Source organism: Thiopseudomonas denitrificans, from assembly GCF_002866065.1.
Classification (GTDB): domain Bacteria; phylum Pseudomonadota; class Gammaproteobacteria; order Pseudomonadales; family Pseudomonadaceae; genus Thiopseudomonas; species Thiopseudomonas denitrificans.
This window is the reverse complement of record NZ_LNJZ01000007.1, coordinates 292,384-318,871: the sequence shown is the minus strand read 5'-3', so window position 1 is coordinate 318,871 and position 26,488 is coordinate 292,384. Positions and strand designations below refer to the sequence as shown.

Genomic DNA, 26,488 nt, shown 5'->3' with positions numbered 1-26,488 from the left:
AGCGTCGCATGCCCAACCCCATCAGTCATGATCAGAACTTTAAAAACCTGATCCTCGATTACAGCCATCAGGCGCTGGAGTTTTTCGCCGCGAGCGAAGCCGCGCATATCAACCCCGGCGCACAGATCACCCCGATCCGTCAGGAACAACTGAAAAATCGCCTCGGTGACCGCTTTCATGAGCTGGACGTACCGCTACTGGTCGAGTGGCCGGACGGCCGCCGTGACGCGCTGCTGTTTGTGCTGGAAGAGGAAACCAGTCCGCAGCGTTTTTCCATTCACCGGCTGGCTCATTACTGCCTGGAGCTGTCGGAAATGTATGGCACGAGCCGGGTTGTGCCGGTGGTGATTTTTTTGCGTGATGCACGCAGACTGCCGACCCGGCTACAGCTCGGTGGCGACCAGCTGACCTATTTGAGTTTTCAGTACCTCAAGTGCGATCTGGCGCAGCTGGATGCCAGTCATTATCTGGACAGCCAGAACCTGGTGGCGCGGCTCAACCTGCCCAACATGCGCTGGCCGGAAGAGCAAAAAGTGGACATCTATGCCCATGCCATGAGCGGGCTGTTCAGCCTGGAACCCGACCCAGAAAAACAGCTCAAATACATTGACTTCATCGACATCTATACCGCCCTGGATGATAATCAAATGCACGAGTACCAACAACGCTACCCGCAGGAGAACAGCAAAATGACCGGATTGACCGAACGTCTGCTGCAGGAAGGGATACAGCAAGGCATGCAACAAGGTATGCAACAAGGCAGCCTGAGCGTGTTGCTGCGCCAGATCACCCGCCGCTTTGGCCCGCTGGACAGCAGCACCCGGCAGCGCCTGCAACAAGCCACTGAGCACGAGCTGGAGTGCTGGACTGACAACATTCTGGATGCTCAAACACTGGATGATGTGTTTGTTTGCCATTGAATGAAAATAACCCGCACGAACCGCCACAAGAAAGCCACTGGAAGATGCAGCCGAATCAGCCACTGGCATTGCAGCCGGCCCGCCGGGATATCTCTGTGTTGGTATACGACGCCGTCAATCTGGAAAGTATCCTGATGATGCTTCCCGAGGTACAGACTATTCTGGACGCCATTGCGGTGGGCGGACACAGGATTACTGACCAAGACATGGCACTAAACCAGACCTGCAAGCACGCTTGTCAGGTTTGTTGGCAGATAATACCCGGGCAGGGCTTGTTTGAGCATACCTGACCCCGGTGGCATGCACTTTTACACCGGTATCAACAAGACGATGGCCAGGCCGGCCAGCAGGATGCCGGCCAGGTTTACCCGGGTCAGGCGTTCGCGGAACAGCAGTATGCCGCTGAGGCTGCCGAGCACGATGACGCCGATGTTCATGGCGGTGAATACCAGTGCCGGGTTTTCAGGCATGTCCTGGTGGGCGCGGATATAGGCGTAAATATTGCCGAAGTTGAACAGACCGAGCAGTACGCCGCCGGCCAGGCTGGGCAGGTGCCAGCGGGTTTTGCGCAGGATCAGCCATAAGGCCAGGAAACAGCCGGCAAGCAGGAAGCAGGCCAGCAGAATCACCGGGAAGCGGGCGCCGGTTTTGGCCATCTGCTTGAAGCAGATATCAATCACCCCGTAGCCGGCCCAGACTGCAGGCAGTAACAGCAGGCCGCTTTTGCCCAGCCGGGTGGCGGCTTCCTCCCGGTGTATCAGCCCGAGCAGGGCCAGAATGGCCAGGCCAAGCCCCAGCAGTTTGCCGGCATCGGCGGTTTCGCCAAACAGCAAGAATGCGGCCAGCAAGGGTAACACCAGCGACAGGCGCTGGGCCGCGTCACTGCGGGCAATGCCGGCCCGGTCTACGGCAGCCGCCATCACCAGAAATACACTGGGCAGCAGCAGGCCCAGCGCGGCCAGCAGTGGCCAGTGTTCCAGCAGATGCGGCGCATCGGAAAACGGGGGCTTGAGCAGATAAAGCACCAGGGCCGAGGCTACCACATAGTTGACCAGTACTGACTGGGCAACTTGCAGCTGGAAACGGCGGGCAAGCTTGAGCAGAACGGAAACGGCCACGCTGCACGCAATGGCGCCGGAAAGCATGATCATGGGCAGGAGAGAGGCAGGAAGTGATGTCCCTGTGTACAGCGGACCCGCCTGCCAGGGCAGGCGGGTCGCCGGAGGGTCAGACGGGCTTGATGACCAGCAGGTCGCAGTCGGAGTTTTCCAGTACGCGCTCGGCTGTGTTGCCGATCAGGGCGTTTTCCAGGTTGCCACGGGAGATGGCACCCATGATCAGCAGGTCAACCGCATTTTCCTGGACAAAGCGTGGAATGGATTCTTCCGGCACGCCCTTGAGCAGGTGCTGCTGTTCCGGCTTGACCGGATACTGGGCGAACAGCTCGCTGAATGCATCCTTGTGGCGCTGTTCGGCTTCGGCGAGGTAGTCGTCGTAGGCCAGCACCAGTTCGGCCTCCAGTACCAGGGTCTTGGGCAGCGGGTTATAGCTGTGTACGTACTGGGTGTGCATGCCGCTCTTTTCCAGCTCCAGGCTGGCAGCGATCAGGCGATGATCCAGTGAGGCCGGCTTGTCGGCAGAGTGCATCGGGTCTACCGCCGTGGCTGCAGTCTGGCCGCGCCATTCGCCTTCACGCACCAGCCACAGGGGGGCCGGGCAGTGGCGAATCAGCTGCCAGCTGGTGTTGCTGAACAGCAGGCGTTGCAGGGTGCCGTGGGTGGTGGCGTTACGGAATACCAGGTCAGGCGAGGTTTCCTTCACGTGGGCAATGATTTCGTTATACAGCGGCTTGCCCCAGCGTACTTTGCAGCGGGTTTCGATGCCTTTGTCGCGCAGGGGCTGTGCCAGTTCTTCGAGCCAGTCCATGCGTTCGGCCAGCAGGGCGGTGCGGGCACGTTGCTGCGCGGCGCGATCAGTGAAATAACCGTCTTCCAGGGCCGAGTTGTGATCGCAGATCAGCAGTTCGACTGCAGCACCGGTACGGGAGGCGACCAGGGTGGCACGATCCAGGGAGGGTTGCTTGTCTTTGCTGGTGGGATCAATCACCACAAGTAGATTTTTCAGTTGCATGGGTTCTCCTTAAAGGCATGTCAGCCGTCGTTATTCCAGGTTGATTATGACTTAAATCTGTTGGTCGTGGGGTGGCATAAATCAAAAAACATCTTGAGTAACAGTTTTGCTGCCAAGGTATTGATTTTTTTGCTGCTGTTGCGGCTCAGGCACTGTACCAGTCAAAGCTGATTACCTGCCGGATGTTGTCAGCACCGGTGGCATGCAGCAGCAGGCGGTCCAGCCCGAGGGCAACGCCGCTGCAGTCTGGCAGGCCCTGTTCCAGTGCGGCCAGCAGGCGTTCGTCACAGGGCCGGCCGGTGCCGGCCAGCTCGCGGGCAAAGCGCTGGCGCTGGATATCGGCGTCCAGCAGTTCGTCATAGCCGTTGGCCAGTTCCATGCCGTTGAAGAACACCTCGAAACGTTGTGCCCAGGCGGCGCCGTCGGCTTGCGGCAGGATCTTGGCCAGAGCGGCCTGGGAGGCAGGGAAGTTGTCGACAAAGACCAGTGTGTTGCGCGGCAGGGCAGGCTCTACCTGATGGCTCATGATGACATCCAGCCAGCCGTCCCGGTCCAGTTCGAGATCGGCGTTGGCCAGCTGTCGGCCAAGCGTGGCAATGTCGTGGTCGCTGCAGGACAGCACGTCGAGGCCGGCGAACTCCTGCAGTGCCTGCCGGTAGCTATAGGAGCGCACCGGCAGCTCTGGATACCGTTCGGCCAGCGCCAGTTGCAGCAGTTCGGCCACTTCCTGCATCAGTTGTGGCAGGCTCCAGCCAACCCGGTACCATTCCAGCATGCTGAATTCGGGGTTGTGCCGGCGGCCGGCTTCGCCCTGGCGAAAGACCTTGCAGATCTGGTAGATGTCCCCGCTGCCGGCGCAGAGCAGGCGCTTCATGGCGTATTCGGGCGAGGTGTGCAGCCAGCGGTTGCCATCGGCCTGTATCGGTGTGATGTTGGGGTCGGCGACCGGCGCCTGGTTGAGTAGTGGAGTTTCCACTTCCAGAACGCCGCGCCGGTAAAAGAAGTCGCGGATGCTGCGGTACAGTTGCTGCCGTGCCTGCAGGTTTTGCAGCGCTGCACCGGGTTGCCAGTTGTGCATGGAAGAATGTTCCTCAAAGAAAAAGGGAGCCTTGGCTCCCTTTTTGAATGACAGCCGGGATCAGGCGCGGCTGACGTACTCGCCGGTACGGGTGTCGATCCGCAGTTTCTCGCCGGTGACGATGAACAGCGGCACGCGAACGACCGCGCCGGTGCTCAGGGTGGCTGGCTTGGAGCCGCCCTGGGCGGTATCGCCTTTCAGGCCGGGGTCGGTCTCTGCCACTTCCAGCTCGATGAAGTTGGGGGCGGTGACGCTGACCACGGCTTCGTTGAACAGCATGACGGTGTAGACTTCCTGTTCTTTGAGCCACTTCTTGGTGTCGCCGATGGCATCCTCGCCGGCAGCCAGCTGCTCGAAGGAGCCGTCGGTGGCCATGAAGTGCCAGAACTCGCCATCTTCATAGAGGTATTCCATGTCGCGTTCCTGGATGTCGGCGCTTTCCAGGGTTTCGCCAGACTTGAACGTGCGCTCCCAGACACGGTCGGTGCGGATGTTGCGCATTTTGACGCGGGTAAAGGCCTGGCCCTTGCCCGGCTTGACGAACTCGACATCAGTCATGATGCAGGGTTCGCCTTCTACCATTACGCGAAGGCCGGAGCGGAATTCGTTGGTTGCATGAGTTGCCATGAAGATGATGTCCTGTGAAAAGTGTTATTCGGCTAAAGCGCCGCATTATACGGTGCTATTGTGCGGAAAAACAGCAGGGCCTCCCAGGAAGCCGATTAACCCTGACTGGCAAAGCCTGCTAGAATGCGCCGATTTGATCCGGCAGGCAGTACCGGCCCGCCGGATATCCGGAGGAGAGAAGAATGTTGATCAAGGCCTTACGTAACGGGCTGGGCATGATTATTGTTTTTGCCAACTGGCTGACCTTGCCAAAACCGGTCAGGCGTGCGCCGGCAGAGCAGGAGAGAGTCAACGAACAGGCCCGTGCCTTGCGCCTGTACCAGTTTCGTGCCTGTCCTTTTTGTATCAAGGTGCGCCGCCACCTGCACCGGCTCAATGTGCCGGTGACGCTGGTGGAGGCCGGGCAGGGCAGCGAAGCCCGGGCCGAGCTGGAGCAGCAGGGTGGCAAGCGCCAGGTACCCTGCCTGCGCATAGAGACTGCCGTGGGCGTCGAGTGGCTGTATGAGTCATCGGCCATTATTGAATACCTGGACCGGCATTTTGCGCCGGCAGAAACCGCTGCCTAGCCCTGGAGACGAACCTGATGATGCGTATTGGCCATGGTTACGATGTACACCGCTTCCAGGAGGGTGATCACATTACCCTGGGTGGGGTGCGCATTGAGCACAACCGGTCCTTTGTTGCCCACTCCGATGGTGACGTGCTGTTGCACGCCATTTGTGACGCGCTGCTGGGAGCGCTGGCGCTGGGTGATATTGGCCGTCACTTTCCTGATACCGACCCGCGCTTTCGCGGTGCCGACAGCCGCCAGTTGCTGCAAACCGTGATGTGCATGGTGGAGGCGCGTGGCTGGCAGGTTGTCAATCTGGACAGCACCATTCAGGCCCAGGCACCGAAAATGGCACCCCATATCGATGCCATGCGCAGCATCATTGCACAGGAGCTGCGGGTCAGTGAAGGGCAGGTCAATGTGAAGGCGACCACCACCGAGAGCCTCGGTTTTGTCGGGCGCAAGGAAGGCATTGCCGCCCACGCCGTTGTGTTGCTGGAGCAGTGATGACAGATACGGCATTGCTTGGGCCGACAGCCTGGGGACGGCCCTGTGGCCGTGCGGTGCTGAAAGCCAGCGCCGAGGACTTTCAGGTCAATGAGGTGCTGGATATTCCCCTTTCCGGCAGCGGGGAGCATCTCTGGCTGCTGGTCGAGAAACGCGAGCTGAATACCGAAGAGGCGGTGCGGATCCTGTCCAGAACCTTTGGTCTGGCACAGAAGTTCATCAGCTATGCCGGGCTGAAAGACCGCCAGGCGCTGACACGACAGTGGTTCAGCCTGCATGTGCCCGGCCGCGAGCTGGATACAGCGGCCTTGCAGCATGCACAGTTGCATATCCGTCAGGCGGTACGCCATGGCCGCAAGCTGCAGCGTGGCGCACACAGCGCCAACGGTTTCGTGGTGCGGCTGACGGGAGTGCAGGCTGACCGGCAGTGTCTGGAGCAGCGTCTGCAGCAGATTGCCGACGGCGGTGTACCCAACTACTATGGCCCGCAACGATTTGGTCATGATGGCCACAATTTGCATCAGGCCCGCCATTATGCGGCTGGCGGCCAGCTGCCGGAGCGGCGCAATTTGCGTTCGCGGCTGCTGTCTACTGCACGCAGCGCACTGTTCAACCGCATGCTGGCGCAGCGGGTGGCCGATGGCAGCTGGAACCGGGCACTGCCCGGCGATGTACTCTCGTTCACGCAAAGCCGCAGCTTCTTTCTTGCCGGTGTTGAGGAATGCGCCGATCCGCGCCTTGCCCTGCTGGACCTGCATCCGACGGCAGCACTCTGGGGTGTGGGTGAGCTGCCGTCGCAGGAGGGAATGCTGGCCATCGAGCAGACCGTTGCGGCGGCAGAACCTGCCCTGTGTCGCTGGCTGGAACAGGCCGGGCTGAAACAGGAACGCCGTATCCTGCGTTTGCCGGTACGGGACTTGCAATGGAGCTGGCCGGCTGACGACTGCCTGCAACTTGAATTTGTTTTGCCGACCGGCTGTTTTGCCACCTCCGTATTGCGCGAGCTGGTCGAGCTGGTCACTGTGGAAGGGGATGATCCTCAATGCGAATCCTGATTGCCAATGATGATGGCGTCAATGCGCCGGGCCTGTCGGCCCTGCATGATGCCCTGTGCGATTTTGCCGACTGCACGGTGGTGGCTCCCGAGCAGGACTGCAGCGGTGCCAGCAGCTCCCTGACCCTGAACCGGCCGCTGCACCCGCAGCCGCTGGCCAATGGTTTCATCAGCGTCGACGGGACTCCTACCGACTGTGTGCATCTGGCACTCAACGGCTATCTGGAACAGCCCGTCGATATGGTAGTGGCCGGCATCAATCTGGGTGCCAACCTTGGTGATGACGTGTTGTATTCGGGGACTGTAGCCGCAGCGCTGGAGGGACGCTTTCTCGATCGTCCGGCATTTGCCTTTTCGCTGGTGTCGCGCCAGACCACCCATCTGGCCACGGCCAGCTGGTTTGCCCGGCAGCTGATTCAGGGCCAGCACAAGCTGCAGTTGCCGCCGCACAGTGTGCTCAATGTCAATATTCCCAACCTGCCGCTGGACGAGATTCGCGGTATCCGGCTGACCCGGCTGGGGCATCGTGCCCGTGCGGCTGCGCCGGTCAAAACGGTCAATCCGCGCGGCAAGACCGGCTACTGGCTGGCAGCGGCCGGTACGGTGGCGGACGGAGAAGAGGGCACGGATTTTCATGCGATCAGGCAGGGCTATGTAACCGTCACGCCGCTGCAACTGGACCGCACGTTTCATGCCCGGCTTGACGACGTGCAAAGCTGGGTGGAGGGTTTGTTGTGAACAGTCTGTTGCAGCGTGGCATCGGGATGACGTCGCAGCGCACCCGTGAACGTCTGGTGCAGCGCCTGAGCGAGGACGGCCTGAGCAACCCCCGGGTACTGGACGTGATTTTGCGTACGCCACGCCACCTGTTCGTGGACGAGGCACTGGCGCACCGGGCTTATGAAGATACGGCACTGCCGATCGGCCACAACCAGACCATTTCCCAGCCTTATATGGTTGGCCGCATGACCGAACTGCTGCTGTCGGCTGGCCCGCTGGACAAGGTGCTGGAAATCGGTACCGGATGTGGCTATCAGACCGCAGTGCTGGCACAGCTGGTCGAGCGGGTGTTCACCGTCGAGCGCATCCAGGCGCTGCAGGATCGTGCCAAGGAGCGCCTGCAACAGCTGAACATCCGTAATGTGGTATACCGCTGGGCCGATGGCTGGACCGGCTGGAATGCACTGGCACCCTACAACGGGATTCTGGTCACCGCTGCCGCCAGCGAAGTGCCGCAGGCCCTGCTGGACCAGTTGGCACCGGGCGGCCGCATGGTGATTCCGGTCGGTGACGAGCATGGCGAACAGCGGCTGTACCTGATCGAGCATACCGCCCAGGGCTTTGTCCGGCACGAGCTGGACCCGGTCCGCTTTGTTCCCCTGCTCACTGGAGCACTGCAGTGAAAAATTACCTTTTGCTCTACCTGAAAGGTATCGCCATGGGCACTGCCGATGTGGTACCGGGCGTATCAGGCGGCACCATTGCCTTTATTTCGGGTATTTATGGCCAATTGCTGGATGCCCTGGCCAAGATGCCCCAGGGCATGGTCTGGCTGCTCAGGGGGCGGGTGCGTGAAGCCTGGACGCTGGTGCATGCCAACTTCCTGCTGGTGTTGCTGGCCGGTATTGCCACCAGCATCCTGACGCTGGCGCGCCTGATTACCTGGCTGCTGGAACATCAGACGGTACCGGTCTGGTCATTTTTCTTTGGCCTGATTCTGGTTTCGTGCTGGGTGGTCGGACGCACCATCAGACACTGGAGTCTGGCCGGTCTGGCTGCGTTTGCTGCCGGCGTGCTCTGTGCCTGGTATATCACCGTGGCTGCACCGCTGCACTGGGGGCAGGATTACCTGAGCCTGTTCTTTGCCGGTGCGATTGCCATTTGCGCCATGATCCTGCCGGGTGTTTCCGGTAGTTTCCTGCTGTTGCTGATGGGGCTGTACCATTTTGTGCTGGATGCCGTGCAACGGCTTGATCTGGGCGTGATTGCCGTTTTTTCGCTGGGCTGCGCTTTTGGCCTGCTCGGTTTTGCCCGCTTGCTGAGGGCGGCATTGAACCGTTTTCATGATGTAACCCTGGCGCTGTTGACCGGCTTCATGCTTGGATCGCTGAACAAGGTCTGGCCATGGAAGCAGGCGGTCGGTTTTTATACCAACAGCAAGGGGCAGGACGTTCCCTTGCGTGAAGAAAACCTGTTGCCCTGGCAATTCACCGAATTGACCGGCCAGGATGCACAGCTGTGGCTTGCCATCCTGCTGGCGGTGACCGGTTTCATGCTGGTGCTGGTGCTTGAGCGTTTTGCCCGGAAAAAGGCATGACCGGGGCTGGAGCGGAACGGAGAAGTATTCGGCGACATTTGCCAGAACGAAAATTTACCGCATAATGCGACCTGTTTGCAGAGACGACCATTAGGAAAATTCATGCTCAAGGGTGCAATGCCAGGCGTCACCGGGCGCTTTCTGTTCATTCCGCTGCTGGCCGTCGCGTTGACTGCCCTGTTGGGCGGTTGCGCCAGCAGCACCAACGCGCCAGTGGTGGATCGCCAGCACCGCAGCCAGCCGGCAGCCAGCCAGAAGGCTGTCAGGCCGGTGACCAGCGGCTCTTATGTCGTGCGTCCGCAAGATACCCTGTATTCGATCGCGTTCCGCTTTGGGCGTGACTGGAAGGAGCTGGCCGCCAGTAATGGTATCCCCGCTCCCTATACGATCCGTCCGGGACAGGTCATCCATTTCTCCAAGAAGCCGGCCAGAACGGTCGCAGCGGCCAAGCCGGCGACACCTGCGCGTCCATCCGCCACGACCAGCAAGCCTGCGGCAAAACCGGCCGCCAAACCGGTCAGCAAACCGGCTGCAACAGCAACAAGCAAACCGGCTGCCAGCACGCCCAAGCAGGCAGCCCCCGTTGGCAAGTGGCTGTGGCCGGCCGAAGGGACGGTCATCAGCCGTTTTTCCAGCAATACCACATTGAACAAGGGCATTGATATCGCCGGGCAGATCGGACAACCGGTCAAGGCAACGGCCAAGGGAACGGTGGTCTATGCCGGCAGTGACTTGCGGGGTTATGGCGAGCTGATTATCATCAAGCACGATGACACCTTTATCAGCGCCTATGGCCACAACCGCCGGTTGCTGGTGAACGAGGGGCAACAGGTCGGTGCCGGCCAGCAGATTGCCGAAATGGGCTCGACCGGTACCGACCGGGTCAAGCTGCATTTCGAGATTCGCCGTCAGGGTAGTCCGGTGGATCCGTTGCAATACTTGCCGGGGCGCTAAGGCGCAGGTTTTGGCTTGTTTGGTGTTTGCAGTACCGGTATGGGTTACGCAAACACGCCGCAAGCACACCCCTGTAGGCTTCGTAACGCCAGCCCCGGCACTGTTTGAGCTTCATGCAAGCGGCAGGCAGTGTTGTGCACTGTGCGGCCGGGGTTGCAAAAAGGATATTTTTCATGTCAAGGAGGGCAACCAGATGTGTACAACGTCTGTGCATTCATATCATTCCATTGCAATTGCCAAGGTCGATGGCGGGCAGCATGACAGTCATGCCCGGCATTCCTGTGTTGTGCGCGAAGATGTCGGAAGCTACCTGAGCGAGCTGCGGCAGGTGCCGCTGCTGACTGCCGAAGAAGAGCAAAATTATGCGCAACGGGCCCGCTCGGGAGAGCAGAAGGCGCGCAACCTGCTGATTCGGCATAACCTGCGTCTGGTGGTGAGCATTGCTCGCAGATACCGGGCTGATGGCCTGTCCTTTGCCGACCTGATTGGCGGAGGCAACCTTGGGCTGATTCGTGCTGTGGACAAGTTTGATCCGCAGCGTGGTCACCGTTTTGTTGTTTATGCTGCCTGGTGGGTGCGTCAGGCGATCGACCAGACGGCACGGGAACAGCGTTCGGTGGTGCTGAAGCCGCGACGGCTGGTGCTGCAGCAGCGTCGCCAGCAGCGGATGCTGCGCGAACACTGGCAGGAGCACGGGCAGAATGGTGCCGGGCAGCTGTCCGGGCCGCCGTCAGCCAGCAGTCCGGATCATTTCCTGAATGCGGATGGTTCCGGAGCCTGGCCGGACATGCTGCCGGCAACGCTGGAGCCGGGCGAGGACTACCTTTCACCCTGCCGGAAGCTGGAGCGGGAACAGCTGTTGCAAAAAATACGGGAATGGCTGTCGTACATGCCGCCCCAGCAGGCGCAGATACTGACCCGTTATTTCGGGCTGGATGATCAATCCGGCCAGACGTTGCTCCAGATCGCCGAGCAGCTGCAACTGAGCCGGCAGCAGGTCATCAGCTTGCGCAACCGTGCGCTGGTTTCGTTGCGTGAATCCTTTGTGCGGCACCGGCTTGATGCGGGGAGCCTTTTGCAGGATTAACCCCCTGCCTGTTGCCGGAACCCGGTATAAAAGGTGAAAATGTCGTGGAAATTTGTCGGCATGCGGGCGGGCGTATAAACTACCCCGCATTTGCAAAACCAGTCCCTGAGCAGCCATGAAGGAAATGACCATGACCTATGTAACTCCAGACCTTTGCGATGCCTACCCGGATGTAGCGGTAGTCGAGCCGATGTTTGCCAACTTTGGCGGACGCGATTCCTTTGGCGGGGAAATCGTAACCGTCAAATGTTTTGAGGACAACTCGGTGGTCAAGGCCCAGGTTGACCAGCCCGGCAAAGGCAAGGTGATGGTGGTTGATGGCGGCGGCTCGCTGCGTCGCGCCTTGCTTGGTGACATGCTGGCGGCCAGGGCGGCGAAAAACGGCTGGGAAGGCATCATCATCTATGGCTGTGTGCGTGATGTGGATGTGCTCGCGCAAACCGGTCTGGGCATACAGGCTCTGGCCAGCCATCCGATGAAAACCGACAAGCGGGATATTGGCGACCTCAACGTGACGGTCACCTTTGGCGGGGTTACCTTCCGCCCCGGCGAATACGTCTATGCCGACAACAACGGCATCATTGTTGCAGCCCACGAGCTGAAAATGCCCGAGTAACCACCGGCGCATGGAGTAATGGCCCGTATCGCGTGCGGTTACACCGCCATGGAGCCTGCGGCATCCAGGACAGCATTGTGCCGCGATATTGCCAGAGGCTGGCCAGACCAGGACAGGCGGATGAACAACGATCCTTTTGAAGAATCCCTGCGTGAACTTTTGCAGGGGCCCGGTGCCAGACAACCGTCTGCAAGGGCGCTGGAGCGGGTATTGAAAACGGCCAACCGGCAGACCGGTGCCGGTGCCTTGCTGATGCTGTCGGGACGGGCGCTGGAGGCGGTGATGCTCGGTCTTGAAGGGGTCTCGGCACACTGGCGGCCGGTTTCCCGGTTGCCGGGCAAATCCACTGATAAACACAAGGCGCAATAACTATGCAGCTTGATTCATGGACACAGAGCCTGGTGGGTGCAATGAGCACCCTGTGGCAGAAAATCGCCGCGTTCATTCCCAACCTGATTGGCGCGCTGGTGGTTGTCATCGTCGGCTTTGTCGTGGCCCGCCTGCTGGATGCGCTGCTGTCGAAGCTGCTGGCCAAGCTGGGACTGGACCGCCTCACGCAAGGTACCGGCCTGAACAAGATGATGGCGCGTGTCGGCATCAAGGTACCCATGTCGACGCTGGTCGGCCGGATCGTGTACTGGTTTGTCCTGCTGGTGTTTCTGGTCTCGGCCCTCGAGTCGCTGGGGCTGGAGCGGATCTCCGCGACGCTGGATACGCTGGCGCTGTATGTGCCCAAGGTATTTGCTGCAGCCCTGGTACTGGTGGCCGGCATCCTGCTGGCACAGCTGCTCAACTCGGTGGTGTCGGGTGCCGCCGAAGGCGTCGGAATTGACTATGCCGCAGCGCTGGGCCGGCTGGCTCAGGGGCTGGTCATCATCATCAGTATTTCGGTGGCGATTGGCCAACTGGAAATCAAGGCCGAACTGCTCAACTATGTCATCGCCATCGTGTTGCTCAGTATCGGCATTGCTGCAGCCCTGGCCATCGGTTTTGGCTGTCGCGGCATTGCCGCGCAGATCGTTGCCGGTATCTATGTGCGGGAACTGTACGAGCTGGGGCAGCGGGTGGTGGTTGACGGAATTGCAGGCACCATCGAGGAAATGGGTACCGTGAAAACCATTATCCAGACCGATGATGGCGAGCTGGTGTACTTTGCCAACCGGGTGTTGCTGGAGCAGCACGTAACCAGCCCGCAAGAGTAGTCCGGACATGCATCTTCCGATCATGATTCTTGCGGCCTGATCCGTCTTGACCAGTTCGAAAAAAAACCATCTGTCCTATGTTCCTGCGCAGTTGAGCGATGAGGAACTGGTGCAGCGTGCCCAGGTGGAACTTTTCACTGTTACACGTGCCTACGAAGAGTTGATGCGCAGGTACCAGGCCACGTTGTACAATGTGTGTGCCCGTTATCTGGGTAACGAACGGGATGCCGATGACGTCAGCCAGGAAATCATGCTCAAGGTCTTGTACGGACTGAAGAAGTTCGAGGGCAAATCCAAGTTCAAGACCTGGTTGTACAGCATCACCTACAACGAATGCATTACCCAGTACCGGCGTGAGAAGCGCAAGAAGCGGCTGATGGACGCCCTGAGCCTGAACCCGGTTGAGGAGGCGAGCGAGGACGATGCACCGCTGATCAGGGAAGACCGGAGTCTGGATCGCTGGTTGCTGAACGTGAACCAAATAGATCGTGAAATTATCATCTTGCGGTTTGTGGCTGAGCTAGAATTTCAGGACATCGCCAACATCATGCACCTCGGGCTGAGCGCAACCAAGATGCGCTATAAAAGGGCGATAGACAAATTAAAACAGAACTATTCTGGCGAAAACCTGATATAATAGCCGGGATTTTAACCACCCTTCCTTACTGATGAGGAAATTTTTATGAAGTTGAAGAATACCCTGGGTATCGCCGTAGCTGCAGTTCTGGCTGCAGGTTCCGTTAACGCATTTGCACAAGGTCAGGGCGCCGTTGAAGTGGAAGCCACTGCCAAGCGCTACTTCACTGACAGCGCCCGCAAAATGGACAACGGCAACCTGTACGGTGGTTCTGTCAGCTACTTCCTGACTGAAGCTGTATCTCTGGGCCTGTCCTACGGCGAGTACCACAGCCTTGATTCCAAGGACAAACTGGCAAGCGAAGGCAACAAGCGCAAGAAAATCAACGGCAGCCTGGCCAGCCTGGACGCGACCTACCACTTCCGTAGCGCCGAGAACGCCCTGCGTCCTTACCTGTCAGCAGGTATCGGTCACCAGAGCCTGAGCAACATCGAAGGTGCTTACAGCCGCTCCGGTAATGGCCGTGACCGTACCACCATGGCGCTGATCGGTGCCGGTGCCAAGTACTACTTCGCCGACAACTTCTTCGTACGTGCCGGTGTTGACGGCATGCACGGCTTCGACAACCATCAGTCCGAGTGGATGGCCGGTCTGGGCATTGGTCTGAACTTCGGCGGCGCTGCCAAGCCGGCTCCTGTTGTAGTCGAAGAGCCAGCCCCGGTTGTTTACGAAGAGCCGGTTGAGCCAGAAACCGTTCGCGTTGAGCTGGAAGTCCTGTTCGACTTCGACAAGGCCAACGTCAAGGATGGCAGCTACGCCGACATCCAGAACCTGGCCGAGTTCATGAAGCAGTACCCGCAGCTGAGCACCACTGTTGAAGGTCACACCGACTCCGTCGGTCCTGATGCTTACAACCAGAAGCTGTCCGAGCGTCGTGCTAACGCCGTTCGCCAGGTACTGGTCGAGCAGTACGGTGTTGAGTCCGAGCGCGTGAACTCTGTTGGCTACGGCGAGAGCCGTCCAATTGCCGACAACAGCACCAAAGAAGGCCGTGCCCTGAACCGTCGCGTAGAAGCAGCGGTTGAAGCACAGGTTCAGTAAGATCTGAGTCAGGCAACAAAAGAAACCCGGCTTAGGCCGGGTTTCTTGTTTTAAGCGGTACAGGAAAAGCGCTTTGGTTTTGGTTTGTCCGTCAGCGCTGGTGTTCAGGCATTCTTACGGGACGTGAGTAAAGCCCATATCGTGTTGATATGGGCTTCACTTGTTTGCTGCTGCCAAGTATCACTAGACGGTTGCCACGGCTACCTGGCTGGCGGCTGCACGGCGGCGGTAAAGGGGCAGGGGGATGTCCCAGGCGCCCTGGTACTGCACGCTGAACTCGTCCAGTGCGCGAAGGGCATCATGGGGGTCGCGGTCATCGCGTACTGCAAAAGCATCAAAGCCGCAGCGCTTCATCATCAGTAGCTGATCACGCAGCACATCGCCAATGGCACGGACCTCTTTCTTGAACGCATAGCGTTCGCGCAGCAGGCGGGCACTGCTGAAGTGCCGCCCGTCGGTGAAGACGGGAAAGTTGAGCGCAACCAGGCTGAACACCTCCAGGTCCTGAGCCAGATCTTCCACCAGTTCGTTGCTGTCGAGCCAGATGCCCAGTTGCGCTATTGAGCGCAACTGGTCGGCATGGGCCTGCCACAGGGCCAGCGGAATGATTGGCTGCCGGCAATCCAGGGCGTCCTGTACGTCGGCATCGGCCGGCAACAGGGTCCACTGGTCTTCAATGACTTCGCGATTCTTAATGATGCGGGGCATAGACTTTCTCCTTGAAGGGTTCCAGGCCGATGCGCTGGTAGGTATCAATGAAACGTTCTTCTTCGGTGCGGTTGTCAAGGTAAACGCCAATCAGCTTGCTGATCACGTCAGGCATGGCGTCCTGGGCGAAGGAGGGACCGAGAATTTTGCCCAGACTGGTCTCGCGGCCGCTGCTGCCACCAAGGGAAACCTGGTAGAATTCCTCGCCTTTCTTGTCCACACCAAGAATGCCGATGTGACCGATATGGTGGTGGCCGCAGGCGTTCATGCAGCCGGAGATGTTGAGGTGCAGATCGCCGATGTCGAACAGGAAATCCAGATCCTCAAAACGTTGCTGAATGGCTTCGGCCACCGGTATCGACTTGGCGTTGGCCAGTGCGCAGTAGTCACCGCCCGGGCAGCAGACGATATCGCTGAGCAGACCGATATTGGGAGTGGCAAAGCCAAGCTCGCGGATTTCCTGCCATAACGCCAGCAGCTCGCGCTGCTCGACATCGGCCAGCACCAGATTCTGCTCGCGGGTGCCGCGTGCTTCGCCAAAGCTGTAGCGTTCGGCCAGATCGGCCACCGCATCGAGTTGTCTGGCGGTGATGTCACCGGGTGCAACGCCGGTTTTTTTCAGTGAAAGAACAACACTGATGTAACCCGGCTTCTTGTGTGGGTGGGTGTTGCGCGAACGCCAGCGGGCAAAACCGGGGTATTCAAGGTCCTGTTGCGCCAGCAACTGCTCTTCGTTGTGCAGGGCAAGGTAATCCGGCTCGGTAAAGTGCTGGCTGACACGCTCGACTTCTTCGGCGGTCAGGGTTGTCGGGCCGTCTTTCAGATACTGCCATTCTTCGTCAACCTTGGCAGCAAAGCCTTCCGGTGTCAGGGCCTTGACCAGAATCTTGATGCGGGCCTTGAACTTGTTGTCGCGGCGGCCAAAGCGGTTGTACACGCGCAGGATGGCCTCCATGTAGCTCAATACGTGCTGCCAGGGCAAGAATTCCTTGATGACGCTGCCCAGCAGGGGAGTACGGCCCAGGCCGCCGCCCACCAATACCCGGAAACCAAGCTCGCCCTGTTCGTTGTGACACAGGTGCAGGCCGATGTCATGCACTTCGGTGGCCGCGCGGTCGATGAGGCTGCCGTTGATGGCAAATTTGAACTTGCGTGGCAGACGCAGGAATTCCGGGTGGAAGGTGGACCACTGGCGCAGGATCTCGCACCAGGGGCGCGGGTCCACCACCTCGTCCGGTGCCACGCCGGCAAACGGATCGGTGGTGGTGTTGCGGATGCAGTTGCCGCTGGTCTGGATCGAGTGCATCTGCACGCTGGCCAGGTCGGCCAGAATGTCGGGCACATCTTCGAGCTTTGGCCAGTTCAGCTGAACGTTGGTGCGGGTGGTAATATGGGCGTATTCCTTGTCATACTTGCGCGTGATCTGTGCCAGCATGCGCAGTTGACGGGAGGCCAGCATGCCGTAGGGGCCGGCAATGCGCAGCATGGGGGCATGGCGCTGGATATACAGGCCATTCTGCAGGCGCAGGGGCAGGAATTCTTCCTCGCTCAGCTCGCCGGCAAGGTAGCGCCGGGTCTGGTCGCGGTACTGGGCAACACGCTCCTGAACGAGTTGCTGGTCATATGAGTCATACAGATACATAAAGCTATCCCTGGGTCTGTCAGCGAAACAGCAGGCACAGTAACAACCTTTCTTTATTCTATAAAGTAATTGTTTTTTATATGTTGATTCCTTTTGTGGATAACAGGCGATGGCCTGCATTTGTTTTTCAGCAGCGTAGGCAATATCAACGGAGCAGGTGGCTGGTGTGGAATATCCTTTGAGGGCGGAACCCGAAAACCCTGGCCGGCGTGGCACAGCGGGCGGACGACGGCAAACCGGTGTGTGGCTGGCCATTGCCGTACTGATGCTGGCGCTGGCCGGCCAGTACATGCTGCAGCGGCATCAGCTGCAGGAATTGCAGGGTCAGCTGGTAGCCACCCAGGAAAGTTTTGCCGGGCTGGGCGAGGACTCGCTGCAGCACCTGCAGCAACTGGACGAACGCACAGCCGGCCTTGGCCGCCTGCAGGGACGGGTGCTGGGCATGTCGGAGTTGCTTGGCGAGGTCAGCCAGCAGGTTGGGCAGCTGGCTGTGCTGACGGATCAAGTGCAGGCTCTGCAGGCGGTGCAGGGCGGGCTGCAACAGCAATTGCCGGGGCTGGCACAGCAGCTGGATGAACAGTCGCAGGGGGTTGAGCAGGTGGCCCTGGCTCTGGATGCCGCGCAGCAGCGCCTGCAGACAGAGGTGGTGCAACAGGGCAAGGATGTGGCGCTCCTGCAACAGGAGTTGTCGGCTGCTTTGGGCGGACTGCAGGCATCAGTGCATGAATTGCAGGAACAGTCGAGCCTGGATCGCCAGCAGCTGGAAGTGATTAGCGGCCAGCTTGCCGAAAAAGAAGTGCTGCTTGCCACGCTGGCCGATCTGCCGGAGCGCCATGGCCAGCTGCAGCAATCACTGCTCAGGCTGGCGCAGCAGGTGGAGGCGGAACGTCAGGGACGTCAGGAGCTGAGTGAGGAGATGTCGGCTTTCAGGCTGCAGATGACCCGTGCCCTGGATCGTTTACAGCAGCGCCTTGATGTCGTACAGCCTTAGGCAGCTGGCGGGAGCCTCTCGGCATTTGTCCGGGTGCGTCCTGCTCATAGCCCGTTAAGAACATGAGCGCTGGCCAGCGCACCGGCAATGCAGAGCAATGCTCCGCCCAGGCTTTTCCAGCGCAGCTTGCGTGCCAGCTGGTCTTCGCCATGGCTGGAGAGGATGAACGGCAGGTTTTCATCCGGTTTGCGCATGAAGTGTCCGGCAGGGGCGGTGGCTTGCTGCCGTTTTTGCTGTTGGGCCTGCTGCAGCGCGGCCTGGCGAACCTGCTGCCATTCGCCGGCATCAAACTGGCCATCCCGGTTGCGGTCGAAGCGCTGCAGCAGGGCCGGAAAATCCTGTTTCCATTGACGAATGATGGCCGACTGCATGGCTTCCGCATTCAGCGTCTGGTGGCCGCCCCCCTTTGAATAGAAGTGGCCGATGGCATATAGGGGTTCGCCGGCGTGAAGGCGTTCTTCGGTATAACGGTAGCGACGGCGGCCGAGCAGGGCGGCGCTGAACCAGTGTTGCGGCTGACCGGCCAGGGGATGACGCCGGTCGCCATGCCAGACCTGGCGGCTGACCGGAATGATTTTCGCCCCGCTCGGGTCTATCAGGCACTGGCCGGTACTGTCATCGAGCTTGAGCATGGCAGCGCTGGATTTTTGCTCCAGCGTTCGCCAGCTGCTGTTGTTATTGTTGCTCCGGCGCTGGTACTCCTCGATCCGGTAACTCCACCAGAGGCAGGGCAGGCCGCTGAGCGGGCCACTCAGCGGGGTTTCGCTGTCAACCAGAAAGCCGTACAGCTCGACATAGCCCTGCGCTGCCGAACGGATTTTGGATGTGGGCGTGTCGAGCAGGAAGCGCGCCTGGCGCTGGCAGTGGACAAACCACCAGCCGCCGCCCACGCACAGGCCACCGGTAATGCCCAGGGTGACGGTCAGGCCCAGCCAGTCCATGGCTAGCCAAACAGGTTGCGGATGTTGACGTCGGCGGTTTCGGCCTCGCTGAAGCGCAGCAGCTCGGCGGCAGCAAAACCGAACCAGCGTGCAATCAGCACGTCGGGGAACTGTTCGATGCGCACGTTGTTCAGGTTGACGGCTTCGTTGTACAGCTCGCGGCGGTCGGCAATGGCGCTTTCCAGGCTGGCGATGCGTTGCTGCAAGAACTGGAAGTTTTCATTGGCCTTCAGCTCGGGATAGTTTTCCGCCAGGGCAAACAGCTTGCCCAGACCGCTGCGCAGGCCGGTTTCAGCCTGGCCCAGAGCACCCAGATCATGTGCTTCCTTGGCCTGGTGCACGGCGTTGCGCGCGCCGATCACCGACTCTAGCACGCCCTGTTCGTACTGCATGTATTGCTTGCAGGTATCGACCAGTTTTGGCAGCTCTTCGTGACGCTGCTTGAGCAATACGTCGATATTCGCCCACGCCTTGCCTACACCATGTTTCAGGCGCACCAGGGCGTTGTACAGACCTACGCCCCAAACAATGAACAGGGCGGCGATGACCAGGATGGCAACAAGTATCAGGCTCATGGAGCGCTCCTTGAAATATATGCGTATAACAATGCTAAAGGATCTGAGTATACAGGGATCGGGGGCAGAACCAAGTTCCGCCAGTGACTGTTACCCGCCCGGGCCGCTGTTACCGGACCGGGCTGGACATCGCTTGTAGCGCCTGCATCAGCACGCTGACCTTGTCGATTGATTCCTGGTGTTCGGCTTGCCACTCCGAGGCGAGGGTGATGCCGCCGCCGCCCCAGCAGTGAATGTCGCCATTAAGTGCCAGCAGGGTGCGGATGCACACCGAGCTGTCAAAGCGGCCCCGGTTGTCGAGATAGAACAGGCTGCCGCAGTAGATTTCCCGTGAAGAGGCTTCCAGCCGGTCAATCAGCTGCAGCACCGGCTCTTTCGGGGTACCGCTGATGGACGCACCGGGAAAACACTGCTCCAGTACATCCAGTGCATCCTTGCCGGGCTTGAGCCGGCCCTGCACACAACTGACCAGGTGGTGCACGTTCGGGTAGCTTTCCAGTGCTGCCAGCTGCGGTACCCGGATGTCGTCACACAGCGGTGCCAGCTCGGCTTGCTGCAGCTCGACGATCATCAGGTTTTCCGCCCGGTCCTTGGCGCTGGCCAGCAGCTCGTCAGCCAGTGCGCGGTCTTCTTCCGGGGTGCGTCCGCGGCGGCGGGTACCCTTGATCGGGCGGGCTTCCAGCAGGCTGTCACGGATTCCGAGAAAGCGTTCGGGGGACGCGCTCAGGATTGCGTCCCCGGGACCGAGCCGGACAAAACCGGCGTAGGGGGTGGGACACTGCGTGCGCAAGGTTGTGTATGCCGTCCAGGGATCGCCGGTGCAAGTGCTGTCGAAACGCTGGGTGAAATTGACCTGAAGGCAGGTACCGGCACGGATGGCGGCCTGGACCTGCTCGATACCCTGCCTGTATTCATCGGCGCTGATCAGGGGCTGGAAGACATTCAGCAGGCGGAAGTCGTCGTTCCTTGCAGGTTGTCCTGCCTGTAGCAAGTGCAGAAGAAACTGCCGCCGCTCATGCGTCATGCTGCTGTGGCAGTACAGCCAGCTGTGCTGCTGGTGGTGATCATTGATCAGCGCCCAGTCGTACAGCCCGACTTGCGCATCCGGCAGCACGCGGGAGTGACGGCTGGCCGGTTGGCCGAAGTGGTAGCCCAGATAGCCGAGCAGGCCGCCGGTGAAGGGCAGCTGGCGATGCTGGCCGGAATCGTCGACAGGCAGCTGTTGCAGCAGCTGTCGGGCGCGGCCGAGAAAGGCTGCCGGGGTTTCTGCCGCGTCCGGGCTGATCTGTGCCAGTGGCCAGGCGCTGGCGATGTCGAAGCGGGCCGGGCCTGTCGGAGCAGGTTGGCCGCTGTCGAGCAGAATGGCACCGGGGGCATGGTGAAAGTGTGAGAAACGCAGGCTGATGTCAGCCTGCCAGGGAAGGGGGTAAAAGCCGGGTTGTCGTTCTTCCATCGGTTACTTCGCGGCAAACAGTTGCTGGGCCAGCGCGACACGTTCGGCTGGTGTTTCCGTGTGGTTCTCTTTTGCCAGCGTGGCCACGTGGCTTTCAATGGCGTGGGCACGGGGTGTCAGGCCGGCGTTGTTGGCAATCTGGATGTTCAGGCCAGGGCGGGCGTTGAGCTCAAGGATCAGCGGGCCTTTTTCCTGGTCTAGCACCATGTCGACGCCAATGTAGCCCAGGCCGCAGAGCTCGTAGCAGCTGGCGGCCAGTTCCATGAATTGCTGCCAGTAGGGCAGCTGTACACCGGCTACCGGCTGGGTGGTGTCGGGGTGTTTGCTGATCTTGTTGTTGAGCCAGGTGCCCTGCAGGGTGATGCCGGTGGCCAGATCGACGCCGACACCAATGGCGCCCTGGTGCAGGTTGGCCTTGCCGCCGGACTGGCGGGTGGGCAGGCGCAGCATGGCCATCACCGGATAACCCATCAGCACGATGATGCGGATGTCGGGCACGCCTTCGTAGCTGATGCTCTTGAAGATCGGGTCGGGCGAAACGCGGTACTCGATCAGGGCGCGGTCACGGCCGCCGCCCAGCGAATACAGCCCGGTCAGGATGTTGGAGACCTGATACTCGATTTCGTCATGGCTGATGATCTTGCCGGAGACGGTCTTGTAGCGGCCTTCAAAGCGGTCGGCAATCACGATGATGCCGTCGCCGCCGGCACCCTGGGCGGGCTTGATGACAAAGTCGTTGCGCCCGTCGAGGATCTTGTGCAGCTTGCTGATGTCGCGTTCCGACTCGATGATGCCATACATTTCCGGCACATTGATGCCGTTGGCCAGCGCCCGCTCTTTGGTGAGGATCTTGTCATCCACCACCGGATACAGGCTGCGCTTGTTGTACTTGAGTACATAGTCGGCATTGCGGCGGTTGATGCCCATGATGCCTTTGGCTTCCAGCTCGCGCCAGGTCTTGATCAGGCCGAACATGGGCTTAGTCCTTCAGGAATGCTTTGAAGCGGAACAGTTCGGTCAGGCGATAGCCACGGTAGCGGCCCATTGCCAGCATGAAGCCGACCATTACCAGCAGTACGCCGGGGAAGGTGAACACGAAGTAGTTCAGCTCCTGGATGCTCATCAGGTAGTGCGCCAGCGTGGCAGCAAACAATGTGCCGACCGCCACCTTGAAGGCGGTATTGCCGCCACGTTCCTCCCAGGTGATCGACAGGCGCTCGATGGTCATGGTCAGGATTACCATCGGGAACAGCGAGATGGACAGGCCGCGCTCCAGCCCCAGCTTGTGGCTGAACAGGCTGATCACGGCGATCAATACCACCACGAAGGTCAGTACCACCGACAGGCGTGGCAGCATTTGCAGCTTGAGGTGCTCAAGGTAGGAACGCAACGACAGGCCCAGCGCGGTGATCAGGCTGAACAGCAGGATGCCGAAGCCCAGCTGGGTCTCGCGGAAGGCCAGCGCGATCAGTACCGGCGTGAAGGTGCCGAGGGTCTGCAGGCCGCCCAGGTTGCGCAGGATCAGGATTACCAGCACACCGATCGGGATCATGATCATCACCTGATAGGTTTGCTGGGTGCTCAGCGGCAGGCCGTACAGCGAGTAATCGAGGAAGCTGGTGGCGCTGCTGGCGCTGCCGGTCAGCTGGGCCAGGCGGATGGCGTTGATCTCGCTGCTGTTGATGGTGAAGGTCACCTGCGGACGGCTGCCACCTTCCAGGTTGAACAGGGGTTCGTCGCCCAGCCACCAGATCAGGCGGTCGGCAGGCAGGCCCTGCTGGCCGGTTTGCGGGTTGAAGTACAGCCATTTCTTGCCATTGAAACTGCGGATCCAGAGTTCCGGCTCCTGGTTGGCACCGATGTCGAGGCGCAGGGTGTGCACGCGCTGCATGGGAACCTTGGCGATGGACAGGACCAGGTCGATCACGTCGGCCTTGCGTTCCGGGCTGTTGTTGCCGCCCAGCAGCAGTTTGCTGTTGTCGTCATCCTTGTTGTTGACGCGTTTGATGGTTTCGCTGATGAATGTTTCGATGTCGGCCGAGTGCTGGCGGATGGGGGCCAGCAGGGCCTCGGCAGCGATTTTCTCCATGCCTTCGACCGGCAGGCTCTCACGGAATACCGGGCCGCTAGGTTTGGCTTGGTCGGCACCGAAGCGGGTGGTCAGCACCATGCGGTAATACAGGGTCTGCTTGCCTGCGTTGCGGCGGGCCGACCAGGTGATCTGGCGGTTTTCGTTTTGCCGGTTGACACTGACGCCATAGTTTTTCGAGATGAAGCTCTCGTTCAGGCTGGTGTAATTGTCACCCAGCGGCGGAACGTACATTTGCAGCTTGACCGGGGCATTGCCGCTGGCCTGGAATTCGATCTTGGCATCGATATTCCACAGGTTGTCGGTTTCGTGTTCGGTAACCGGGATGTTGAGCACGAAGATCTGGTAGACCGTCATCAGCACGCCCAGGCTGACCAGTGCGGCAATCAGGATTTTAAGGTGCAGGGTAAGTGAGCGCATCTGTATTTACTCGGACAGGGGAGTGGCGGTGGGCGACAAGCCGGGCTTGCCGGCGGTCATGCTGATGGCCGGGTCGACCACGGCACCCAGCGCCTTGAGGCCGTGAGCGCCCAGCAGGAAAGGGTATTTGAACGCACTGCGGTCGGTAAGGTTCACTTCAATCGGTTGTTGCCGCTCGCCGATGTGCAGTGTGAGGCTGATCACGGGACGGGCGCTGTAGGTTTTTTCTTCTTCGGGATCAACGTCATCGGCGCGCCTCTTGATCCGGGATATGCGGGTCAGCGGCAGTTCGTATACCTGCTCGGGGGCCTTGTCCCAGGCTAGCTGGAAACGCACCCAGGATTCGCCATCACGCTTGAAGCGTTTGATGTTGCGGGCGCTCAGGGACGAGGTGGTTGCACCGGTGTCCAGTTTGGCTGCGAGGCTGACACCCAGCTCGGGCAGGTAAACCTGTTCGTGCAGGCCGAAAATCTGCTTGTCGCCGTAGGGTTCTGCACTGGCAAGGCTGATCATGAACAATCCACCGAACAGGGGAAACAGAATACGTAAAAAACTCTGGGGCACTGTATGGAATTCCTTGGGTTGATCCGGGTATTGCGAATGCCGACCGGCAGCTGGAAGAATCAGGGCCTTGGCGTGCGGCATGCGCAGTGTACATGGAAAAACAGGGGTTTTTAAGTGGGAGCCGGCTGCTTTTCGCTGCGCGCTCCAGAGGTTTCCGGTCCGGGGGGAGGGCAGACGGCCTGCAGTCGTCTTTTCGGGCATGCGCTGTGCAGCGGGCATTGCGGCCAGAAAAAGAAAAGGGTTATCAGGGCCGGGATGCTCTGTTAGAATTCCGTTTTTACACACCGGAAGCTGACTGTGACGTTCAACTGGCTTGATGCCGTCATCCTGGCGCTGATCGGGATTTCTGCCCTGATTAGCCTGACACGCGGTTTCATCAAGGAAGCGCTTTCACTGGTCACCTGGGTGGTGGCCGGAGTGATGGCCTGGCTGTTTGGTGGTGACCTGTCCGGCTATCTGACGCCTTATATCGAGACGCCCTCCTTGCGTGTCATCAGCGCTTGCGCGCTGCTGTTTATTGCCACCCTGATAGCCGGTGGCCTGATCAATTTCTTGCTTGCGCAGCTGGTCCGGGCGACCGGGCTGAGCGGCACCGACCGTTTTTTAGGCATGTTTTTTGGCGCGGCACGCGGTGTTCTGCTGGTTGTGGTGGCAGTCGGCGTGCTGAGCCTTTCTCCCGTGATTCATGACGCCTGGTGGCGTGATTCCGTATTGGTCCCGCATTTTCTGCTGGTTGCTGACTGGTCGAAAAATCTGGTGCTGGAACTGGGCCAGAACGCGGGTAACCGGTAGACCTGTCATGGCCGTCCGGTCATGACAGTAAAGGCGCGGTGCGCAAAGTTAAATCTGCAAGGCAGGGGTTGTCATTCATGTGCGGTATAGTCGCAATTGTGGGTAAATCAGAGGTCAATCAGTCGTTGTACGATGCATTGACCGTATTACAGCATCGCGGGCAGGACGCTGCCGGGATGGTTACCAGCAAACAGGGACGGCTATTTTTACGCAAGGCGGACGGGCTGGTCCGGGATGTGTTCCGCACCCGTCACATGAAGGAGCTGCTCGGTCATATCGGCATTGGCCATGTGCGCTACCCGGTCGAGGGCAGTGCCAGTACCGCCGAGGCACAGCCGTTCTACGTCAACTCGCCGTACGGCATCACCCTGGCACAAAACGGCAACCTGACCAATGTGCGCCAGCTGGCCAAGGAGATTTTCGAGGCCGACCTGCGCCACATCAACACCAACTCCGATGCCGAGGTTCTGCTCAATGTCTTTGCTCACGAGCTGGGGCAGGGCGGAGCACTGCAGCCGACCCCGGATGACATCTTCAATGCCGTTGGCCGGGTGCACGAGCGTTGCCGTGGTGCCTATGCCGTGGTGTCGATGATCACCGGGCATGGCGTGGTCGGTTTCCGTGATCCGCATGGCATCCGGCCGATTGTCTTTGGCAGCCGTGAAACGGAGCAGGGTACCGAATACATGATCGCGTCCGAAAGCGTGGCGCTTGATGCCCTGGGCTTTAGCCTGATCCGTGACGTTGCTCCGGGCGAGGCGGTCTATATCACCGAAGATGGTCAGCTGCATACCCGTCAGTGTGCACGCAACCCCCAGCTGACTCCCTGTATTTTCGAGCATGTCTACCTGGCCCGTCCGGACTCGATCATTGACGGTATCTCGGTGTACAAGGCGCGGATGAAAATGGGCGAGAAACTGGCCGACAAGATCCTGCGCGAACGGCCCGACCATGACATCGACGTGATCATCCCGATACCGGACACCAGCCGCACTTCCGCGCTGGAGCTGGCCCACCGGCTGGGGGTCAAGTATCGCGAAGGCTTCATCAAGAACCGCTATATCGGCCGAACCTTCATCATGCCCGGTCAGGCGTTGCGCAAGAAATCGGTGCGGCAGAAACTCAACGCCATCGAGCTTGAGTTCCGCGGCAAGAACGTGATGCTGGTCGATGACTCGATCGTGCGCGGCACCACCTGTCAGGAAATCATCCAGATGGCCCGCAATGCCGGTGCCAACAAGGTCTATTTCTGCTCGGCAGCTCCGGAAGTACGCTATCGCAACGTTTATGGCATCGACATGCCCAGCGTGCAGGACCTGATTGCCCACAACCGCACCGCAGAGGAAGTTGGCGAACTGATCGGGGCGGACTGGCTGCTGTTCCAGGACCTGGACGACCTGATTGCCTCCACTGAGGGTGGCAAAGTGAAAATCGACCGGTTCGACTGTTCGGTGTTTGATGGCCAGTACGTGACGGGCGATATCGATGAAAACTACCTGAACCAGATTGAAACCTTGCAGGCCGAGCTGGACTTTGAAGACAAGCCGCAGGCCAATGCGATCATCGAGCTGTACAACAGCGACAACTAACCGG

Annotated in this window: 30 protein-coding genes; 18 read left to right on the top strand and 12 right to left on the bottom strand. The window is 59.8% G+C overall.

The features are described from left to right. The first annotated feature begins 8 nt into the window (after positions 1-8). Positions 9-920 (top strand): DUF4351 domain-containing protein, encoded by a 912-nt coding sequence (locus AR306_RS07485; RefSeq protein WP_206167979.1) that lies wholly within the window; start codon positions 9-11, stop codon positions 918-920. Next, positions 911-1,210, top strand: a complete 300-nt coding sequence (locus AR306_RS07480) for a hypothetical protein (RefSeq protein WP_133539595.1) — start codon at positions 911-913, stop codon at positions 1,208-1,210. The genes AR306_RS07485 and AR306_RS07480 overlap by 10 nt, the downstream gene beginning before the upstream one ends. An 18-nt stretch (positions 1,211-1,228) precedes the next feature. On the opposite strand, the gene AR306_RS07475 is transcribed toward AR306_RS07480, so the two are convergent. The 4 genes from AR306_RS07475 to efp form a co-directional block, all read right to left on the bottom strand. Further along, positions 1,229-2,038: an EamA/RhaT family transporter gene (locus AR306_RS07475; protein ID WP_206167978.1), complete on the bottom strand. Its 810-nt coding sequence runs from the start codon at positions 2,036-2,038 to the stop codon at positions 1,229-1,231. 109 nt (positions 2,039-2,147) lie between these two features. After that, positions 2,148-3,050, bottom strand: coding sequence for a universal stress protein (locus AR306_RS07470; protein ID WP_101496931.1), 903 nt, complete (start codon positions 3,048-3,050; stop codon positions 2,148-2,150). Positions 3,051-3,195: 145 nt separating this feature from the next. Continuing rightward, the gene (gene epmA, locus AR306_RS07465) at positions 3,196-4,128 is read right to left on the bottom strand and encodes an EF-P lysine aminoacylase EpmA (RefSeq protein ID WP_101496930.1); all 933 of its coding nucleotides are present in this window, start codon (positions 4,126-4,128) and stop codon (positions 3,196-3,198) included. Positions 4,129-4,188: 60 nt separating this feature from the next. After that, positions 4,189-4,755 (bottom strand): elongation factor P, encoded by a 567-nt coding sequence (efp, locus tag AR306_RS07460; protein WP_101496929.1) that lies wholly within the window; start codon positions 4,753-4,755, stop codon positions 4,189-4,191. A gap of 182 nt (positions 4,756-4,937) precedes the next feature. On the opposite strand from efp, the gene AR306_RS07455 reads away from it, so the two are divergent. From AR306_RS07455 to AR306_RS07395, 13 genes are all read left to right on the top strand, one after another. Then, complete coding sequence (locus tag AR306_RS07455) at positions 4,938-5,321, top strand: glutaredoxin family protein (RefSeq protein WP_101496928.1); 384 nt, start codon at positions 4,938-4,940, stop codon at positions 5,319-5,321. 20 nt (positions 5,322-5,341) lie between these two features. Continuing rightward, the gene (ispF, locus tag AR306_RS07450) at positions 5,342-5,812 is read left to right on the top strand and encodes a 2-C-methyl-D-erythritol 2,4-cyclodiphosphate synthase (RefSeq protein WP_101496996.1); all 471 of its coding nucleotides are present in this window, start codon (positions 5,342-5,344) and stop codon (positions 5,810-5,812) included. Beyond that, complete coding sequence (gene truD, locus AR306_RS07445; protein ID WP_101496927.1) at positions 5,812-6,867, top strand: tRNA pseudouridine(13) synthase TruD; 1,056 nt, start codon at positions 5,812-5,814, stop codon at positions 6,865-6,867. The genes ispF and truD overlap by 1 nt, the downstream gene beginning before the upstream one ends. Next, positions 6,855-7,604 carry a 5'/3'-nucleotidase SurE gene (surE, locus tag AR306_RS07440; protein WP_101496926.1) on the top strand — a complete coding sequence of 250 codons (750 nt, stop codon included), beginning with the start codon at positions 6,855-6,857 and terminating at the stop codon, positions 7,602-7,604. The genes truD and surE overlap by 13 nt, the downstream gene beginning before the upstream one ends. Before the next feature lie 26 nt (positions 7,605-7,630). Beyond that, positions 7,631-8,269: a protein-L-isoaspartate(D-aspartate) O-methyltransferase gene (locus AR306_RS07435; RefSeq protein WP_101496997.1), complete on the top strand. Its 639-nt coding sequence runs from the start codon at positions 7,631-7,633 to the stop codon at positions 8,267-8,269. Further along, on the top strand, positions 8,266-9,183 hold the full coding sequence (locus AR306_RS07430; RefSeq protein WP_101496925.1) for a DUF368 domain-containing protein: 918 nt from the start codon (positions 8,266-8,268) through the stop codon (positions 9,181-9,183). The genes AR306_RS07435 and AR306_RS07430 overlap by 4 nt, the downstream gene beginning before the upstream one ends. A 102-nt stretch (positions 9,184-9,285) precedes the next feature. Continuing rightward, entirely contained in the window at positions 9,286-10,137 is an 852-nt protein-coding gene (locus AR306_RS07425) for a peptidoglycan DD-metalloendopeptidase family protein (RefSeq protein ID WP_101496924.1), read from the top strand. A 193-nt stretch (positions 10,138-10,330) separates the two neighbouring features. Next, a complete protein-coding gene (locus AR306_RS07420; RefSeq protein WP_101496923.1) occupies positions 10,331-11,224 on the top strand; it encodes a sigma-70 family RNA polymerase sigma factor in 894 nt (297 codons plus the stop codon). Between the two features lie 130 nt (positions 11,225-11,354). Then, on the top strand, positions 11,355-11,840 hold the full coding sequence (rraA, locus tag AR306_RS07415; protein WP_101496922.1) for a ribonuclease E activity regulator RraA: 486 nt from the start codon (positions 11,355-11,357) through the stop codon (positions 11,838-11,840). A 120-nt stretch (positions 11,841-11,960) separates the two neighbouring features. Continuing rightward, on the top strand, positions 11,961-12,209 hold the full coding sequence (locus AR306_RS07410; RefSeq protein ID WP_101496921.1) for a CrfX protein: 249 nt from the start codon (positions 11,961-11,963) through the stop codon (positions 12,207-12,209). A gap of 2 nt (positions 12,210-12,211) precedes the next feature. Beyond that, a complete protein-coding gene (locus tag AR306_RS07405) occupies positions 12,212-13,042 on the top strand; it encodes a mechanosensitive ion channel family protein (protein ID WP_101496920.1) in 831 nt (276 codons plus the stop codon). Positions 13,043-13,088: 46 nt separating this feature from the next. Then, positions 13,089-13,679 carry an RNA polymerase sigma factor SigX gene (gene sigX, locus AR306_RS07400; RefSeq protein ID WP_240622505.1) on the top strand — a complete coding sequence of 197 codons (591 nt, stop codon included), beginning with the start codon at positions 13,089-13,091 and terminating at the stop codon, positions 13,677-13,679. A gap of 45 nt (positions 13,680-13,724) precedes the next feature. Next, entirely contained in the window at positions 13,725-14,720 is a 996-nt protein-coding gene (locus AR306_RS07395; RefSeq protein ID WP_101496919.1) for an OmpA family protein, read from the top strand. Positions 14,721-14,903: 183 nt separating this feature from the next. Here AR306_RS07395 and AR306_RS07390 read toward each other — a convergent pair whose 3' ends face one another. Continuing rightward, on the bottom strand, positions 14,904-15,428 hold the full coding sequence (locus tag AR306_RS07390) for a DUF934 domain-containing protein (protein ID WP_101496918.1): 525 nt from the start codon (positions 15,426-15,428) through the stop codon (positions 14,904-14,906). Continuing rightward, the gene (locus AR306_RS07385; protein WP_101496917.1) at positions 15,412-17,070 is read right to left on the bottom strand and encodes a nitrite/sulfite reductase; all 1,659 of its coding nucleotides are present in this window, start codon (positions 17,068-17,070) and stop codon (positions 15,412-15,414) included. The genes AR306_RS07390 and AR306_RS07385 overlap by 17 nt, the downstream gene beginning before the upstream one ends. A 166-nt stretch (positions 17,071-17,236) precedes the next feature. Here AR306_RS07385 and AR306_RS13620 point away from each other — a divergent pair, with 166 nt between their 5' ends. Continuing rightward, the gene (locus AR306_RS13620; RefSeq protein ID WP_133539593.1) at positions 17,237-18,061 is read left to right on the top strand and encodes a hypothetical protein; all 825 of its coding nucleotides are present in this window, start codon (positions 17,237-17,239) and stop codon (positions 18,059-18,061) included. Positions 18,062-18,105: 44 nt separating this feature from the next. Here AR306_RS13620 and AR306_RS07375 read toward each other — a convergent pair whose 3' ends face one another. From AR306_RS07375 to AR306_RS07350, 6 genes are all read right to left on the bottom strand, one after another. Continuing rightward, positions 18,106-19,002 carry a GIDE domain-containing protein gene (locus AR306_RS07375; protein WP_101496915.1) on the bottom strand — a complete coding sequence of 299 codons (897 nt, stop codon included), beginning with the start codon at positions 19,000-19,002 and terminating at the stop codon, positions 18,106-18,108. 2 nt (positions 19,003-19,004) lie between these two features. Beyond that, positions 19,005-19,577 (bottom strand): LemA family protein, encoded by a 573-nt coding sequence (locus AR306_RS07370; RefSeq protein WP_101496914.1) that lies wholly within the window; start codon positions 19,575-19,577, stop codon positions 19,005-19,007. Between the two features lie 109 nt (positions 19,578-19,686). Continuing rightward, positions 19,687-21,030 carry an anthranilate synthase component I family protein gene (locus tag AR306_RS07365; protein ID WP_101496913.1) on the bottom strand — a complete coding sequence of 448 codons (1,344 nt, stop codon included), beginning with the start codon at positions 21,028-21,030 and terminating at the stop codon, positions 19,687-19,689. Between the two features lie 3 nt (positions 21,031-21,033). Next, positions 21,034-22,005: an alpha-L-glutamate ligase-like protein gene (locus AR306_RS07360; RefSeq protein WP_101496912.1), complete on the bottom strand. Its 972-nt coding sequence runs from the start codon at positions 22,003-22,005 to the stop codon at positions 21,034-21,036. Positions 22,006-22,009: 4 nt separating this feature from the next. Then, entirely contained in the window at positions 22,010-23,539 is a 1,530-nt protein-coding gene (rloB, locus tag AR306_RS07355; protein WP_101496911.1) for an osmotic stress tolerance membrane protein RloB, read from the bottom strand. A gap of 6 nt (positions 23,540-23,545) precedes the next feature. Further along, the gene (locus AR306_RS07350) at positions 23,546-24,052 is read right to left on the bottom strand and encodes an ATP-dependent zinc protease family protein (protein WP_101496994.1); all 507 of its coding nucleotides are present in this window, start codon (positions 24,050-24,052) and stop codon (positions 23,546-23,548) included. Between the two features lie 348 nt (positions 24,053-24,400). On the opposite strand from AR306_RS07350, the gene AR306_RS07345 reads away from it, so the two are divergent. Continuing rightward, positions 24,401-24,895, top strand: coding sequence for a CvpA family protein (locus AR306_RS07345; protein WP_101496910.1), 495 nt, complete (start codon positions 24,401-24,403; stop codon positions 24,893-24,895). Between the two features lie 77 nt (positions 24,896-24,972). Then, positions 24,973-26,484 carry an amidophosphoribosyltransferase gene (purF, locus tag AR306_RS07340; protein ID WP_101496909.1) on the top strand — a complete coding sequence of 504 codons (1,512 nt, stop codon included), beginning with the start codon at positions 24,973-24,975 and terminating at the stop codon, positions 26,482-26,484. Positions 26,485-26,488 lie beyond the last annotated feature (4 nt).

Bases quoted from the DNA above. Each gene is read 5' to 3' on its own strand.
- AR306_RS07485 (WP_206167979.1), top strand. From the start codon at position 9: ATGCCCAACCCCATCAGTCATGATCAGAACTTTAAAAACCTGATCCTC.
- AR306_RS07470 (WP_101496931.1), bottom strand. From the start codon at position 3,050: ATGCAACTGAAAAATCTACTTGTGGTGATTGATCCCACCAGCAAAGAC.
- epmA (WP_101496930.1), bottom strand. From the start codon at position 4,128: ATGCACAACTGGCAACCCGGTGCAGCGCTGCAAAACCTGCAGGCACGG.
- efp (WP_101496929.1), bottom strand. From the start codon at position 4,755: ATGGCAACTCATGCAACCAACGAATTCCGCTCCGGCCTTCGCGTAATG.
- AR306_RS07455 (WP_101496928.1), top strand. From the start codon at position 4,938: ATGTTGATCAAGGCCTTACGTAACGGGCTGGGCATGATTATTGTTTTT.
- ispF (WP_101496996.1), top strand. From the start codon at position 5,342: ATGCGTATTGGCCATGGTTACGATGTACACCGCTTCCAGGAGGGTGAT.
- truD (WP_101496927.1), top strand. From the start codon at position 5,812: ATGACAGATACGGCATTGCTTGGGCCGACAGCCTGGGGACGGCCCTGT.
- surE (WP_101496926.1), top strand. From the start codon at position 6,855: ATGCGAATCCTGATTGCCAATGATGATGGCGTCAATGCGCCGGGCCTG.
- AR306_RS07435 (WP_101496997.1), top strand. From the start codon at position 7,631: ATGACGTCGCAGCGCACCCGTGAACGTCTGGTGCAGCGCCTGAGCGAG.
- AR306_RS07425 (WP_101496924.1), top strand. From the start codon at position 9,286: ATGCTCAAGGGTGCAATGCCAGGCGTCACCGGGCGCTTTCTGTTCATT.
- AR306_RS07420 (WP_101496923.1), top strand. From the start codon at position 10,331: ATGTGTACAACGTCTGTGCATTCATATCATTCCATTGCAATTGCCAAG.
- rraA (WP_101496922.1), top strand. From the start codon at position 11,355: ATGACCTATGTAACTCCAGACCTTTGCGATGCCTACCCGGATGTAGCG.
- AR306_RS07410 (WP_101496921.1), top strand. From the start codon at position 11,961: ATGAACAACGATCCTTTTGAAGAATCCCTGCGTGAACTTTTGCAGGGG.
- AR306_RS07405 (WP_101496920.1), top strand. From the start codon at position 12,212: ATGCAGCTTGATTCATGGACACAGAGCCTGGTGGGTGCAATGAGCACC.
- AR306_RS07395 (WP_101496919.1), top strand. From the start codon at position 13,725: ATGAAGTTGAAGAATACCCTGGGTATCGCCGTAGCTGCAGTTCTGGCT.
- AR306_RS07390 (WP_101496918.1), bottom strand. From the start codon at position 15,428: ATGCCCCGCATCATTAAGAATCGCGAAGTCATTGAAGACCAGTGGACC.
- AR306_RS07385 (WP_101496917.1), bottom strand. From the start codon at position 17,070: ATGTATCTGTATGACTCATATGACCAGCAACTCGTTCAGGAGCGTGTT.
- AR306_RS07375 (WP_101496915.1), bottom strand. From the start codon at position 19,002: ATGGACTGGCTGGGCCTGACCGTCACCCTGGGCATTACCGGTGGCCTG.
- AR306_RS07370 (WP_101496914.1), bottom strand. From the start codon at position 19,577: ATGAGCCTGATACTTGTTGCCATCCTGGTCATCGCCGCCCTGTTCATT.
- AR306_RS07365 (WP_101496913.1), bottom strand. From the start codon at position 21,030: ATGGAAGAACGACAACCCGGCTTTTACCCCCTTCCCTGGCAGGCTGAC.
- AR306_RS07360 (WP_101496912.1), bottom strand. From the start codon at position 22,005: ATGTTCGGCCTGATCAAGACCTGGCGCGAGCTGGAAGCCAAAGGCATC.
- rloB (WP_101496911.1), bottom strand. From the start codon at position 23,539: ATGCGCTCACTTACCCTGCACCTTAAAATCCTGATTGCCGCACTGGTC.
- AR306_RS07350 (WP_101496994.1), bottom strand. From the start codon at position 24,052: ATGATCAGCCTTGCCAGTGCAGAACCCTACGGCGACAAGCAGATTTTC.
- purF (WP_101496909.1), top strand. From the start codon at position 24,973: ATGTGCGGTATAGTCGCAATTGTGGGTAAATCAGAGGTCAATCAGTCG.